The sequence below is a fragment of the Erwinia sp. BNK-24-b genome (assembly GCF_047456155.1).
Taxonomy (GTDB): domain Bacteria; phylum Pseudomonadota; class Gammaproteobacteria; order Enterobacterales; family Enterobacteriaceae; genus Erwinia; species Erwinia phyllosphaerae.
On the sequence record NZ_CP179901.1, the window covers coordinates 1864256 to 1878900 of the forward strand.

13 protein-coding genes are annotated in these 14645 nt (G+C 54.4%); 8 read left to right on the forward strand and 5 right to left on the reverse strand.

Annotated features, from left to right (window positions below; translation table 11 throughout):
• Positions 1-136 precede the first annotated feature (136 nt).
• Positions 137-436, forward strand: coding sequence for a DUF3811 domain-containing protein (gene yjbD / locus ACMGGR_RS08300; RefSeq protein WP_246757514.1), 300 nt, complete (start codon positions 137-139; stop codon positions 434-436).
• A gap of 235 nt (positions 437-671) precedes the next feature.
• The gene (locus ACMGGR_RS08305) at positions 672-1319 is read left to right on the forward strand and encodes a metallophosphoesterase (RefSeq protein WP_414148931.1); all 648 of its coding nucleotides are present in this window, start codon (positions 672-674) and stop codon (positions 1317-1319) included.
• A 75-nt stretch (positions 1320-1394) separates the two neighbouring features.
• Here ACMGGR_RS08305 and rsmF read toward each other — a convergent pair whose 3' ends face one another.
• The 3 genes from rsmF to yebS form a co-directional block, all read right to left on the reverse strand.
• The gene (gene rsmF / locus ACMGGR_RS08310) at positions 1395-2831 is read right to left on the reverse strand and encodes a 16S rRNA (cytosine(1407)-C(5))-methyltransferase RsmF (RefSeq protein WP_343215861.1); all 1437 of its coding nucleotides are present in this window, start codon (positions 2829-2831) and stop codon (positions 1395-1397) included.
• Between the two features lie 150 nt (positions 2832-2981).
• Complete coding sequence (locus tag ACMGGR_RS08315) at positions 2982-5618, reverse strand: PqiB family protein (RefSeq protein WP_246757513.1); 2637 nt, start codon at positions 5616-5618, stop codon at positions 2982-2984.
• Positions 5587-6831, reverse strand: coding sequence for a membrane integrity lipid transport subunit YebS (yebS, locus tag ACMGGR_RS08320; protein WP_246757512.1), 1245 nt, complete (start codon positions 6829-6831; stop codon positions 5587-5589). Before yebS ends, ACMGGR_RS08315 begins: the two co-directional genes overlap by 32 nt.
• 199 nt (positions 6832-7030) lie before the next feature.
• Here yebS and ACMGGR_RS08325 point away from each other — a divergent pair, with 199 nt between their 5' ends.
• The 4 genes from ACMGGR_RS08325 to htpX all read left to right on the forward strand — a co-directional run bounded on the left by ACMGGR_RS08325 (position 7031) and on the right by htpX (position 11471).
• Positions 7031-7531, forward strand: coding sequence for a GAF domain-containing protein (locus tag ACMGGR_RS08325; protein ID WP_246757511.1), 501 nt, complete (start codon positions 7031-7033; stop codon positions 7529-7531).
• Positions 7532-7628: 97 nt separating this feature from the next.
• Complete coding sequence (gene proQ / locus ACMGGR_RS08330) at positions 7629-8309, forward strand: RNA chaperone ProQ (RefSeq protein ID WP_414148635.1); 681 nt, start codon at positions 7629-7631, stop codon at positions 8307-8309.
• 19 nt (positions 8310-8328) lie between these two features.
• Entirely contained in the window at positions 8329-10356 is a 2028-nt protein-coding gene (gene prc, locus ACMGGR_RS08335) for a carboxy terminal-processing peptidase (protein WP_246757509.1), read from the forward strand.
• Between the two features lie 233 nt (positions 10357-10589).
• Positions 10590-11471 carry a protease HtpX gene (htpX, locus tag ACMGGR_RS08340; protein WP_414148636.1) on the forward strand — a complete coding sequence of 294 codons (882 nt, stop codon included), beginning with the start codon at positions 10590-10592 and terminating at the stop codon, positions 11469-11471.
• A gap of 42 nt (positions 11472-11513) precedes the next feature.
• On the opposite strand, the gene ACMGGR_RS08345 is transcribed toward htpX, so the two are convergent.
• Positions 11514-12899, reverse strand: a complete 1386-nt coding sequence (locus ACMGGR_RS08345; RefSeq protein ID WP_414148637.1) for an MFS transporter — start codon at positions 12897-12899, stop codon at positions 11514-11516.
• A gap of 190 nt (positions 12900-13089) precedes the next feature.
• On the opposite strand from ACMGGR_RS08345, the gene kdgR reads away from it, so the two are divergent.
• The gene (gene kdgR / locus ACMGGR_RS08350) at positions 13090-13881 is read left to right on the forward strand and encodes a DNA-binding transcriptional regulator KdgR (RefSeq protein WP_246757506.1); all 792 of its coding nucleotides are present in this window, start codon (positions 13090-13092) and stop codon (positions 13879-13881) included.
• Between the two features lie 36 nt (positions 13882-13917).
• Here the strand turns inward: kdgR and ACMGGR_RS08355 are convergent, their stop codons facing one another.
• Positions 13918-14154: a YobH family protein gene (locus ACMGGR_RS08355; protein WP_246757505.1), complete on the reverse strand. Its 237-nt coding sequence runs from the start codon at positions 14152-14154 to the stop codon at positions 13918-13920.
• A 212-nt stretch (positions 14155-14366) separates the two neighbouring features.
• Between ACMGGR_RS08355 and ACMGGR_RS08360 the strand changes: the two genes are divergently transcribed.
• A complete protein-coding gene (locus ACMGGR_RS08360; RefSeq protein ID WP_414148638.1) occupies positions 14367-14633 on the forward strand; it encodes a YebO family protein in 267 nt (88 codons plus the stop codon).
• Positions 14634-14645 lie beyond the last annotated feature (12 nt).

The window sequence follows — 14645 nt, forward strand, 5'->3', positions numbered from 1 at the left end:
AATTAAGGGCGATTTGCAGACGATATGCCATCACATTTTTTTTCAGGCTTGTACAACCGCGAGTAAAGCTCTACGCTGCACCTGCTACCTGGGCTGCGCGATGTTCGCGTTTAGCATGCTGGCTGGAGTTATCACCATGAAAAGTACAAAAGAGATTTCTATTGACCAGTTTACCGATGGTGAAAAAGAGCTGATCGAGGCGAAGGTAAAAACGCTGACGCTAAAAAAAGGCCATGTTCCTTCCTCGAAAGAAGAAAAAGAGATTTTAAAAGAAGCCAAGCGACTGGTGATGAAAGATCGCGTAGTGAAAGAAAGCACTAAAGCAGTTGTCGCTAAAAAGCCTCGTAAGCCTTCCACGGCAAAAGAGAGTGAGGTTAAAGAGTTTAACTGGAGTGCCTCTCTGCGAAAAAATCCCCGCGCCCTGAGAAACAGCTAGTCTTTTAGCCCGTCGACAACAGCTTGATGTTAACCTGTAAACAGTAGCTGAAGTGCTTTAACCAGCACTTCAATCAGCAATATGCCGCCAGTAATTACCATCGTCAGCATCAGCCAAAACTGTTGAGCGTTTCCCATATTCTGCCGACTCCCTGAGACGTTAACAGACTATACTTTAGTGTCTGTTAATTAAACATTACGTCAACTTCCACGTAAAATTACCTCAGGGTGCGACCATAATGTATCAATATCTTAACGGTAAAGCGTGGCGGCATATCTATATCGTCGGCGACCTGCACGGTTGTCTGAACATGCTCAAAGATAGCCTGGAAACTTATCGTTTTGATGCGGAAAAAGACCTGCTGATAGCCGTGGGGGATTTGATTGATCGAGGGCCGGACAGCCCCGGCTGCGCCGAGTTGCTGAGTAAGCCCTGGTTTCGCAGCGTGCGCGGCAATCACGAAGAAATGGCCATCAATGCGTTAACAAAAGGCGAACATCAACAGTGGATTGGCAATGGCGGAGAGTGGTTTTACAAACTTGAAGGCATGAAGATGATTGAAGCCAAGCACGCCCTTAGCCGCTGTCGGCTGATGCCGCTGATTATCCACCTGCAACTACAGGATAAGCTGATTGTTATCGCGCATGCTGACTACCCGGCCGATCGCTATGCCTGGGAAGCCCCGGTCGATCCTTTCGACGTGGTCTGGAGCCGTAACCGGGTTGAACAGGCAAAGCAGGGCAGAGCCACAGCAATCAGCGGCGCGGATGCTTTTTACTTTGGCCATACGCCGCTTGCTGAAGCTCTGAGCGCGGCAAACCTGCACTTTATCGATACCGGTGCCGTGTTCGGCAACCGGCTTACCGTGGTACAGGTTCAGTGAGTCAGGAAAACAGCTTGCCGTAGTACAAGTTCAGTGAATCAGGAAAACAGCTTGCCGTGGTACAGGTTCAGTAAGTCAGGAAAACAGCTTGCCGTCCCGCACCAGCTCGCGTGGGTAGCTGTTTTTAATGCGGCTGTTCACTTTCTTCGCCAGCCCAATCGGCTGCTGCTGACAGGTGACGATGATTTCATCGGCCGGCAGCTCGCGTTCAGGATAGATATCGCGCCCGCGATACCACTCTTCAGCTTCCGCCAGCGTCAGCTCAAAACGATTTTTAGCCTGTGGCTGAGCCAGCGCAACAACCGCCTCATGCTGCCAGCGATAGCCTTTGGCGAAGGTTTCCGCCAGCTTTAAGCCGATGCGGGAAAAGCGCACCTTGCCTAACAATGGCTCCAGCGAAACAGGGAAAAGCCACAGTTCCTTATCACGCTGCCAGAGGCTATGCGTGACGCTGTCCCAGGCCAGGCCCGACTTCGCTGCGGCCATCGCTATCTCCTGCTCCTCTTTGCGTTTTACCGGAGAAAAAGGCAGCTTGCCCACTTTATAGCCGGGCAGCGGTAGCGGCGGCACGCCTGACGTTTTACGTAAGCGGGCAACAAAAAAACCTTCGCTATCAAAAAGATGTGGGAAAACGTGCAGGAAACCTTCGTCAGTGCTTGCGCTGTCGGCGCCGATAAAAAGATCGTTAAGCGGTTCAATCGTTACGGCATCAGGATAGCGCGCCAGCAGCCAGGCAATCACCTGCTGATTTTCGCTACGGTTTAGCGTACAGGTTGAGTAGATAAGCGTGCCGCCGGGCTTGAGCGCATGAAAAGCGCTGTCGATCAGGTCCTGCTGCGTCGCGGCGATCTCTGCCGTGCTTTCCGGTGACCAGTTGCGCAGCGCGTCGGCATCCTTACGGATAACACCTTCGCCGGAGCAGGGCGCATCGAGTAAAATCGCATCGAACGTTTCCGGCAAGGCCGGGCCGAAAACGCGGCCGTCAAAGTGCGTAATCGCCGTATTGCTTACGCCGCAGCGGCTGATATTGGCATGCAGCACCTTCACCCGGCTGGCAGAATATTCGTTAGCGAGCAACATGCCCTGGTTATTCATGCCTGCTGCAATCTGTGTTGTTTTAGATCCGGGCGCGGCGGCCACGTCCATCACCCTTTCCGGCTGGGGACAGCCAGCAAACAGGGCGGTGACCGGCAGCATTGAGCTGGCTTCCTGAATATAAAACAGTCCTGACAGATGTTCTGCCGTACTGCCAAGCGGAAGCGCTTCGGCATCGTCACGGCTAATCCAGAAGCCTTCGCTACACCAGGGGATCGGCGTCAGCGCCCAGTTGTAAGGCGCAACCTGCGCCAGAAAATCTGCCACGCTAATTTTCAGCGTATTAACGCGCAGGCTGCGGCGCAGCGGCTGTTGGCTGATAGCAATAAATTTGTCGAACTCTGCGGCGTCGGGCAGCAGGTCGCGCATCTGGCTCAGGAAAAGGTCCGGGAAATACACGCGTGAAGAAGAAGACACTGAAAAATTCCGCTGTAAAAAAGTAGGGCGAGTCTAGCACACTCGCCCTGATGAAAAAAAACGGGCAGTTGGGCTGCCCGTACAGATTGCTGACAAAGCTAAAGCGATACCTGCAACAAAACATCACGGGCCGTGGACGGCCCGTCACGATTATTTAGCCGGCAGCGCGGTTCCCCATTTACGCCAGTCCTGCGGCTCTTCGTTTTCCAGCAGGAAATGCTTGCCGCTGGTGGCCTGCGGTGCCAGCGGAACGGTTGGCGGCGTGGCAAACTGAATGCCGCCCTGAATAAACTGCTGGAAAGTCCCGGTTTTCACCACGCCGCCAATCAGGCCAAACTTGAAGTTGTAGCCGGATGCCAGCCAGAACACCGAGTTGTTCCTGACCAGATGCTGATATTTTTTGCTGATGCGCAGCGTGATTTGTACGCGATCCGCCATTGCTCCCAGCGAGGTTCCCGTCACCGTTCCCACTTCTATGCCACGGAACAGCACAGGTGTGCCGACGGAAAGCGAGCCACCTTCAGGCGCATCCATAATAATGTTCAAGCCATCCAGATAGCGCGCATCGGTAATGGTTGATTCCTGAAGTTCAAAGGTACGCTGGGCGCGGCCCTTGCCCGGATCAACGTTGATATAGGGCTGAAGTATCGTGTCCAGATGGTTGACGCCTGCCGCAGAAATTTCTGGTGAAACCACCGAAAAGCGGCTGCCCAGACGCGCAAAGTCCTGCACGTATTCCGGATAAAGCACGGCCTTAGCGATAACCTGATCTTTCCGGTCGTTTAGCGCCAGCGATTCCAGCTGACCGATGGTAATACCCAGATAGCGAATCGGCATGCCTGAAGAGAGCTTGCTGGCATCGAAAGTGCGCAGCGTAATCTGGCTACCTACCGCCCTGGCGGCCGTTTCCGATTCAAACAGCGTGCGCTTGTCTTTGCTGGTTAAACCGGCACCCGCACCGCTGAGGTTATCAAAGCTGATGGCGCCTTTCAGCGCACGGTTCAGTGGCGAAGCCTGCACGGTTAGCCCGCTGCCGTTCAGCTGCACGCGCGCGCCGCCTTCCGACCAGAAAACACTGTTTGGCGTCAACAGTTTGCGGTATTCCGGCTTGATATGTACGCGAACGTCAAATTCGTTGGCTCTTGGCGTTACGTCAACAATTTCACCGACCTGGAACTTACGGTAAAGCACCACAGAACCAGCCTGAATATCCGGCAGGCTGTTAGCGGTCAGCGTCAGCGTGGTAGGAAGCTGGTTAGTGGTAATTCCTTCAGCCGCTTTTTCCGCATTAGCGTAAAGCGGGTAGCTCTGTTTTGGCGCGCCTTTACTACCTGGCTCAAGGCGAATGCCGCCGTCGACCCATTCGCGCGCGCTGGCACCCAGCACCTCCATCCCGTCAATGCCCAGCTTAACGTCCAGGCGGCTGTTAATAATGAACTTGCTGTCGCCATGCACCAGCTGGCGATAATCCGGCGTGATGGCAATGATAAAACCAACGCCTTGCTCATTCAGCTTGCGGTTGACCACCTGGCCAATCTGCATACCGTGCAGCATGACCGGCTGACCCGCATCAATGCCGTAGCTTTCTGGCGCGGTCAGCTTTACCTCCAGCGTGTCGGGCCGTTGCAGCAGCGACTCGTTGCTTCGCAACACCGTAAAGCGATTTTGTGGCTCACCTTCGCCCGGCACCAGTTCAAGCGTGCTGCCGGTCAGCAGGCTGCTCAGACTGGTATCGGCCAGCGTGATTTTCGGGCTGCGCATCTCTATACGCGTGCCGCTGCGCATCAGGCCGGTAACGGAAGGATCGATAGTCAGCTCGCCTGTAACCTTACCGTCAGGTTGAAGGTTTAGCGCGGTGAGGGTGCCGACTTCCAGTCCCTGATACATCAGTGGCGTACTACCCGCCTTGAGATCTTTTCCGCCGGGCAAATCCAGCGTAATGAGCACGCCGCGATGGCTATGTGCCAGATCGGGATAAAGCTGGTAGTTATCTTCGCTTTTTGCCTGCGCGGAATCTTCCGGGGAGTCGAAGGCGATAGCGCCGTTAACCAGCGCCGCCAGGCTTTCCAGCTGCACTTTGGCCCCGCTTAAGCCAACGTCGGCTTTAACGCCGGAGACGTTCCAGAAGCGACTTCCTTTTTTCACCAGGTTGGTAAAGCGGCGCTCAATCAGGACGTCAACGGTCACGCCCTGATTGCCGGGATTAATGCTGTAATCATAAACGCGGCCGACCGGAATTTTACGGAAATAGACCAGCGAGCCGGTATTCAGCGAGCTAAGGTCGGGCGCATGTAGATGAATCAGCATTTCGCCGGTATTGACGCGGTATTTCGGCTGCGTGTCCAGCGCCACAAAATGATCCTGCGGCTTGCCTTTGCCCGGCATCATGCCGATATAGTTACCGCCTACCAGCGCATCCAGACCGGATACGCCCGCCAGCGACGCTTTCGGCGTGACCAGCCAGAACTGCGTTTTGTCCCGCAGCGCCTCTTTCATATCGCTTTTGATACTGGCTTTGATTTTTATCGTGCGTAAATCGTCGGTCATACTGATGCCCTGCACCAGGCCAACCTCTACGCCCTGATAGCGCACCGGCGTGCGGCCCGGCACGATACCGTCCGCCGTGGCGAAATCGATAGTGACGGTGGTGCCGCGCTCCTGGTAATTGGTCCAGACGAGCCAGCCCGCAATCAACAGCGCGATAAACGGTAGCAGCCAGAACGGCGAAATTTTGCGTCGGCGTTTAATGCGTGCGCTAGTCGGTGTAGTCGGCGTTTCCTGTTGCATGTGCATCCCAAAGTAAACGGCTATCCAGCCACTCAACGGCAAGGATAGTAAGAATAACCGACGCGCCAAAATAGAAGGCGGCCGGCCCCATAGTAAAAGCCAGAAGCTGATCGCGATTGACCAGCGACATAGTTAATGAAATCACAAACAGGTCCAGCATAGACCAGCGTCCGACCCAGGTAACTACCCTGAGCAGCCGAACGCGGGTTTTCAGGCCCTGCTCGCAGTTAAAATGAATGCTCACCAGCAGCGTCAGCAGCACGATAACCTTGGTGAAAGGCACCATGATACTGGCGATAAACACCACGGCCGCCACCGGAATATTGCCGGAAGCCAGCGAGAGGATACCGGAAAGGATCGTATCTTCCTGCCGTGAGCCGTTCAGATAAATGATGGAGATAGGCAGGACGTTAGCCGGAATAAGCAGCACTATCGACGCAATTAATGCAGCCCAGGACTTCTGCAGGCTGAAACGGCGCCGCAGGCGCAGCGGCGTATGGCAGCGCGGACAGCGACCGCGTTCATCGGGCAGGCCGGTATGGTGACAGTTGAGGCAAACCCGTAGCTGTTTGGGATCGACATGCGGCTGCGGCTGGGGATAAAAGCGGTGCCACAGCTGCTCAATGTTCATATGAATAAGCGTTACCAGGCTGAGTATCGCCAGCGAGATAAAGGCGATTAAACCCGGCCCGAAATTAATATCCGCATAATCTTTCACCTTTATTGAGGCGACGGCGATGCCGATAAGGTAAATATCCAGCATGACCCACTCTTTCAGCCGGTCAAGCATCAGCAAAACCGGACGCAGATTTAACCCCAGCCTGTCGCCAAAAAAGAGCCACATAACAGAAGCAACAAGGGTTGCGGGTGCGCCAATAGTGCAAAAAGCCACCATTGAAGCGGTAATCACATCGCCCTGCTGGGTCATTTGTAAAATGCCCTCCAGCAGGCTGGCGCGAATCGTGGTGCCCAGCAGGCGTATAGTGAGCAGCGGCTCGCTGAAGGCAAACGGCATCAGCAGCAGCATGGTCACCGCCATCGCCATTAACCGCGTCATCGACCAGTCGCGGCCGTTAAGGATAGTCGCGTTGCAGCGCGGGCAGTGCGCCGTCTCATTAGATTTAACATCTGGTAAGGAAAAAAGGGTATCGCATTGCGGACAACGCTGATAACGTGCCTGAGGCAGAATATGGCTAATAGCGTATATTTTCACAGGTTACCCGGATTGGCAGGGTACGGTCAGGCAAAATCGCCACGGCGAACCACTCTTCGTTTATGCTTTTAAAGCTTCAGATCAACAAGGGTATATTAACTAACGGAATCATTCACCTTGTCCGTCTGGACTTTTAATGCTTATTTTATTGGGCGAAGTCATACTGGACTTCGTAACAAGTTTCAATAATGGTTAAAAAATGACTAAAAAAGAATTCTACTCGGACCTTAATCGCGATTTGCGTGCGCTTATTGCAGGCGAAACCAGTTTTCTGGCCGCGATGGGGAACTGTAGCGCGCTGCTGTTCGAACGTCTGGAAGGCGTGAACTGGGCCGGCTTTTACCTGTTAACGGAAGAGAATACCCTGGTGCTTGGCCCTTTTCAGGGCAAAATTGCCTGCGTACGCATTCCGGTAGGCCGTGGCGTATGCGGAACCGCCGTAGCCGAAAACGCCGTACAGCGTGTAGATGACGTGCATGCTTTCCCGGGCCATATTGCCTGCGACGCCGCCAGCAATGCGGAAATCGTTCTGCCGATAAGCGTTAACGGCCAGACGATTGGCGTGCTGGATATCGATAGCGTGGTCTATAACCGCTTTGATAATGAAGATGAAACGGGGCTAATTGAGCTGGTCGAAGGCCTGTGTGAAGTATTGGCTGGCTCGGATGTCGAAAAATTTATTCACATGAAACGCAGCTAAAGTGCTGGATAACGTAGCATTTGCCGATGGTGTCATTATAATGACGCCTGTTCATGCCTGCGGCTTATTGGCTACCCCGTTGTAATCAGGAAATTTCATGGAAAATCAACCCAAGTTGAATAGCAGCAAAGAAGTAATTGCCTTTCTGGCAGAGCGGTTTCCACAGTGCTTTAGCGCCGAAGGCGAAGCACGACCGCTAAAAATCGGCATCTTTCAGGATTTAGTCGACCGCGTGCAGGGCGAAATGAGCCTGAGTAAAACTCAGCTTCGTTCCGCGCTGCGCCTTTATACTTCTAGCTGGCGCTATTTATATGGCATCAAAGCTGGTGCTACCCGCGTTGACCTGGATGGCAACCCTTGCGGCGTCCTGGACGAGCAGCATGTAGAACATGCCCGTAAGCAGCTCGAAGAGGCGAAAGCGCGCGTTCAGGCGCAGCGCGAACAGCAGCAGGCGAAGAAACGTGAAGCGGGTGAAGAAGCCGCGCCGCGCCGTCCGCGCAAGCCGGTTCGTAAACCTTCTGCCGAAGGCGAGCAGCCCCGGGCCGCGCGTGCGAAGCCACAGCGTAATCCTGGCAGCGCGCCTTCCGCAGAACGCCAGCCGCAACGCAGCAAACCCGTTACGGATACCGCAGCGCTGCAGGTAGGTCAAAACATTAAAGTCACGGCTGGCAAAGGTGCGATGGATGCAACCATTCTTGAAATTACCAAAGATGGCGTCCGGGTACAGTTGGCTTCCGGCCTGGCAATGATAGTACGCGCAGAACACTTGCAGTTCTGATACGGAGGCCAATCAGGGCATGAACAACTTTTTTAAAACCACCGTTATTGCTGCGCTGCTGTTTACCGGAAATGTTTTCGCTGCGGATACTATTACGCGCGCCGATCAGATCCCTCAGCTTCATCAGGAACCGCAGCACGCGACGGTCAGCGAGCGCGTTACGTCGCGTTTCACCCGTTCGCACTATCGCCAGTTCGATCTGGATCAGGATTTCTCGGCCAAAATTTTTGCCCGCTATCTGAACCTGCTCGACTATAACCACAACGTACTGCTTGCTTCTGACGTTGAGCAGTATGCAACGAAAAAAACCACGCTGGGCGACGAGTTAAAATCGGGCCAGCTGAACGTTTTTTACGATCTTTATAATCTGGCGCAGAAACGCCGTTTCGAGCGTTATCAATACGCGCTGACGGTGCTGAATAAGCCAATGAATTTCAGCGGTAACGATACGATTGATATCGACCGCAGCAAAGCGCCGTGGCCAAAAAACACGGCTGAACTGAATCAGCTGTGGGATGCCAAGGTCAAGTATGACGAGCTGAGCCTCAAGCTGACCGGTAAAAGCGAAAAGGAGATCCGCGAGGTTCTCACCAAACGCTATCAGTTCGCGATTCGCCGCCTGGCACAGAGCAACAGCGAAGACGTTTTCCAGATGGCGATGACCGCTTTTGCCCGGGAAATCGATCCGCACACCAGCTATCTCTCTCCGCGCAACACCGACCAGTTCAATACGGAAATGAGCCTGTCGCTTGAAGGCATCGGCGCGGTACTGCAGATGGATGACGACTACACCGTGATCAACTCAATGGTAGCGGGCGGTCCGGCAGCGAAAAGTAAAACCATCACGGTGGGCGATCGTATCGTCGGCGTCGGCCAGCCTGGCAAACCGATGCAGGATGTGATCGGCTGGCGGCTTGATGACGTTGTCGCCCAGATCAAAGGGCCAAAAGGCAGCAAGGTTCGCCTGGAGATTTTACCGGCCGGTAAGGGCACCAAAACCCGTATCGTCACGCTGACGCGCGAAAAAATCCGTCTGGAAGATCGCGCGGTGAAAATGAGCGTGCATAACGTCGGCAAAGAGAAGGTCGGCGTGCTGGATATTCCCGGCTTCTATGTTGGCCTGACCGATGACGTAAAAGTGCAGCTGCAGAAACTGCAAAAGCAAAACGTCGACAGCATTGTTATCGACCTTCGTACCAACGGCGGCGGTGCGCTGACGGAAGCGGTTTCGCTTTCCGGCCTGTTTATCCCGTCTGGTCCGGTAGTACAGGTGCGCGATAACGTGGGTAAAGTGCGCGAAGACAGCGATACCGACGGCATCGTTTACTATAAAGGTCCGCTAGTTGTGCTGGTCGATCGGTTCAGCGCTTCCGCTTCGGAGATCTTTGCCGCCGCCATGCAGGACTATGGCCGCGCCCTGATCGTAGGCGAGCCAACCTTTGGTAAAGGCACGGTGCAGCAGTATCGCTCGCTGAACCGTATCTATGACCAGATGCTGCGCCCGGAATGGCCAGCGCTCGGTTCGATTACCTACACCATCCAGAAGTTTTACCGCGTTAACGGCGGCAGCACGCAGCGTAAAGGCGTGACGCCAGATCTGCTGATGCCAACCGGCGTCGAAGCGGTCGAAACCGGTGAAAAGTTTGAGGACAATGCGCTACCGTGGGACAGCATCAATGCGGCCTCGTACACCAAAACAGGCGATTTAAAACCGCTTGAGCCGCAGCTGCTGAAGGCGCATCAGGATCGTATCGCGAAAGATATGGAGTTCCAGTACATCCTGAAAGATATCGCGCGCTTTAACGCTATGAAGGACAAGCGCAACATCATCTCTCTTAACCTTGCTGAACGCGAGAAAGAGAACCATGAAGATGATGCGTTACGCCTGGAGCGCATTAACGCTCGCCTGCAGCGCGAAGGCAAGAAGCCGTTGTCAAAGCTTGAGGACCTGCCAAAGGATTATAAAGAGCCGGATCCTTATCTTGATGAAACGGTGAATATCGCCAACGATCTGGCGCAGCTGGAACAGCAGCAGAGCGCTAAATAACCCTCAGGGCACAGCGAAAACTGTGCCCTTTTTTTACCTGAATTTTCCTGCCGTTTGCTGTCTCTCTACCTTTCCTGACACTTGACGTTTTCCCGCCTGTTAAAAGTTGCGACAAAATGTAAAGTTATGTCTTTTTAGGGAGTTAAAGACCTCCAGCGCTTGAAATGTTTTCCTGCACCCATAGGATAGTTATCCGCTGTTAGCGTTTTTTTAACCGAGGAAGAAGAAAGTTTATGATGCGTATTGCGCTTTTCCTGTTAACCAACCTTGGCGTCATGTTGGTGTTCGGATTGATACTCAGTCTGACAGGGATCCGGTCAAGCAGTGTTCAGGGCCTGATGATTATGGCGGGTCTGTTTGGCTTTGGCGGTGCGTTTGTCTCACTGCTGATGTCCAAGTGGATGGCGCTGCGTTCCGTCGGCGGTGAGGTGATTGAACAGCCGCGTAACGAAACCGAACGCTGGCTGATGCAGACCATTGCCGGACAGGCGCGGCAGGCCGGGATAGCGATGCCGCAGGTGGCTATCTATCATGCACCGGATATCAACGCGTTCGCCACCGGCGCGCACCGTGATGCTTCGCTGGTCGCGGTATCGACTGGTCTGTTGCAGAACATGAACCGTGACGAAGCCGAAGCGGTGCTGGCCCATGAGATAAGCCATATCGCTAACGGTGATATGGTCACCATGACGCTGATCCAGGGTGTCGTGAACACCTTTGTCATCTTTGTTTCGCGCATTATTGCGCAGATCGCTTCCGGCTTTATGTCGGGCGACCGCGAAGAAGGCGAAAGCAGCAACGGCAACCCGCTGGTCTATTTTGCGGTGTCGATGGTGCTGGAGCTGGTGTTTGGTATTCTGGCCAGCATCATCACCATGTGGTTCTCGCGCCATCGTGAGTACCATGCTGACGCCGGTTCGGCACGGCTGGTCGGCCGCGAAAAGATGATCGCCGCGCTGCAACGTTTGAAAACCAGCTACGAACCGCAGGAAGCCAGCACGATGATGGCGTTCTGCATCAACGGCAAATCAAAGTCGCTTAGCGAACTGTTTATGTCGCATCCGCCGCTGGATAAGCGTATCGAAGCGCTGCGCAGCGGCCAGTACCTGAAGTAACGTTTATCGAAGAAAAATGCCGGTCACTGACCGGCATTTTTTTTATCCTGCCTTTTTACCGGGTGCTGGCTGCGTCAGACGCAGAGCGCTGACCACGACGGCAACGGTCGAGAAACTGCCCGCCAGCAGCAGTGAAGCATGCGTACCCTGCTCGTTAAACAGGTTAAACATCAGCGCCACTAACGCTGCGCCACTGGTTTGCCCGAGCAGGCGCGCGGTGCCCAGCATCCCGCTGGCGCCGCCGCTGCGATGGCGAGGCGCAGAGGAGATAATCGTATGGTTGTTAGGTGACTGAAACAGGCCAAATCCCGCTCCGCAAATCATCATGCGCCAGATAATACTCCAGTCGCCCGGCGTGGCAGGCAGCAGAGCCAGCGAAAACAGACCGATGGCAAAAAACGCCAGTCCGATAGCGCCGAGCAGCCCGGCGTGGTAACGCTCGATCAGCCTTCCGGCAATAGGTGCCAGCACCATGGTAGCCAGTGGCCATGGCGTGAGCAGCAGACCGGTTGCCACTTCATCACGATGCAGCACCGTCTGCAGATAGAACGGCAGCGAGACCATCGCCAGCATCTGGGCGCAGAAAGAACAAACCGACGTACACAGCGAAAGCGAAAAGACGGGGATCCGTAGCAAGTCTACTGGCAGCAGCGGGACAGGAAGACGCAGCTGGCGGCGAATAAACACAATGCCAATAACGATCAGCGCGACGACCTCCGCCGTAATCAGTTTGCCGCTCTGACCCTGGGCGAAGCCGCTAAGCGCTGAAATCAGCAGGCCAAAGGTCAGCGCGTTCATAATGGCGCTGGGAACATCAAAGCGCTGTCCTTTTGCTTTTTGCACATTATCAGGCAGAAAGCGCCATGCCAGCAGCAGCGCCGCGATGCCTACGGGAACGTTGATCAAAAACAGCCATTTCCAGGAGGCAACTGACAGAACGGCGGCGGCGACCGTGGGGCCGGCTGCGGTTGAAACGGCGACGATCAGCGAATTGATCCCCATGCCGCGACCCAGATGCCGCTGTGGGTAGATAATGCGGATCAGCGCCGTATTAACGCTCATCAACGCTGCGCCGCCAAAGCCTTGCAGCACCCTGGCGAAAGTCAGCATTTCCAGCGAGCTGCAAAGCGCGCAGAACAGTGAGGTAAAGGTAAAAACCACCAGGCCGCACTGATAAATCCGACGATAGCCAACGATATCGCCCAGAAAAGAGAGCGACAGCAGCGAAACGATGATCGCCAGCTGATAGGCGTTAACAATCCAGATCGACGCAGCCGGACTGGCGTGTAAATCTCTGGCGATGGTCGGTAAAGCAACGTTAGCGATAGCGCCATCCAGCACGGCAACGGTAATACCCAGCGCGATGGCCAGAATTGCGCCGTAGCGCTGTGGAACGGGCAGGCCATCCTGTTGAGGAGTTTGTGGCATAAGGGATAATAGTCAGGGGAGTGAATATCACAATGCTAATCATTTTTTACCGCTGGCGCTACGGTTTACGCAGAGGTAACTATCAGCAAATGTGTCCATAGCGCGGCGAGGTTAACATTGCGCAGCCGCGACGGCAAAAAGTATACTGGAAATAGTGTTTCACTTTTTATAAAACAAAAAAGGCAGAGCAATGGCAAAGGATGAAGTGGATAAACAACCCGATTCGGTCTCTTCCGTACTGAAGGTTTTTGGCATTTTACAGGCGTTGGGCGAGGAGAGGGCGCACGGTATTACCGAGCTTTCCCAGCGCGTAATGATGTCTAAAAGCACCGTTTATCGCTTTCTGCAGACGATGAAATCGCTCGGCTATGTTGCCCAGGAAGGCGAAACGGAGAAATATAGCCTGACCCTGAAGCTGTTTGAGTTGGGTGCCAAAGCACTCCAGAACGTTGATTTGATCCGCAGCGCTGATGTGCAGATGCGCGAGCTTTCCCGCCAGACGCGTGAAACTATCCATCTGGGCGCGCTGGAAGAAGACAGCATCGTCTATATTCACAAAATCGACTCGCTCTATAACCTGCGCATGTATTCACGCATTGGCCGGCGCAATCCGCTGTACAGCACCGCTATTGGCAAAGTTTTGCTGGCCTGGCGAGAGGCGGAAGAAGTACGGACAATTTTAGCAGGCGTTACCTTTCAGCAAAGCACGCCGCGCACGGTGACCACGCTGGAGCAGCTGATGACCCAGCTGGAAAAAGTGCGGGCTCAGGGCTATGGCGAAGATATTGAGGAGCAGGAGGAAGGCTTACGCTGCATCGCCGTACCGGTCTTCGATCGTTTTGGCGTGGTTATTGCCGGGCTGAGCCTCTCTTTCCCTACTATCCGCTTTTCGCAGGAAGAGAAGGGGAGTTACGTGGCGATGCTGCACCAGGCGGCAAAAACAATTTCCGAACAGATGGGTTACAGGGATTATCCTTTTTAAAGCAGATGGCCAGCGTAAGGCTGGCCAGCCGTACCCTTAGTTATCTACTACTTCGCTGGTTTTCCGTAATAAAGGACAATCGGTAACGCCAACGATGCCGCTGTCGCTATGCAGATATTGTGCGGTCGTCACGCCTCTGGCAGTGAGATACTGGCATTGTAAACCCATGCCTGCTACGTTTTTATGGCTTCCGGCCAGCACGCCATAGCCTGTGACCAGCAGCGCCAGCCATGCCAGCACCAGTAGCGCAACGATTCGAACAAAAAATTTCATGGTATCTCCGTGTTAATGCAGACGCTTCCCGGCCGCGCCGGGGTCTGCTTACCCTTATCAACATGTTGTGGCAGTTTGGTTGAGCTTACTGTAACCCGATGCCGTTGCCTGCGCGAAGGTTCCTAAAGTTCTGTCAGGCCGCTATGAATTCGGCGATCTCCTGGTAGAATCGTGGCGAAACAAACGTAACGGTGCTAAGTAGCTTCAGGAGTATGAGCGTGTTAAACGAAGTCGTAAACGGGTCAGGTCTGGCAATCCTTTGCGTGCTGGGCGTGGCAGGGCTGCTGGTCTGGTTTTGGGTTAATCGTGCCAGCGTCAGGGCCAATGAGCAGATCCGCCTGCTCACCGCGCTGCTGGAAGAGCAGAAAGAACAGAACCAGCTGCTACAGAGGCTGGTAGCAGCGCAAGCCGGTGCTGAGCAAGCCGCTGCGGGCGGCAACGACGAGCCCGATTTTATTCGCGTTATTCCGGAGCGCTAAGCCGTTCCGGCA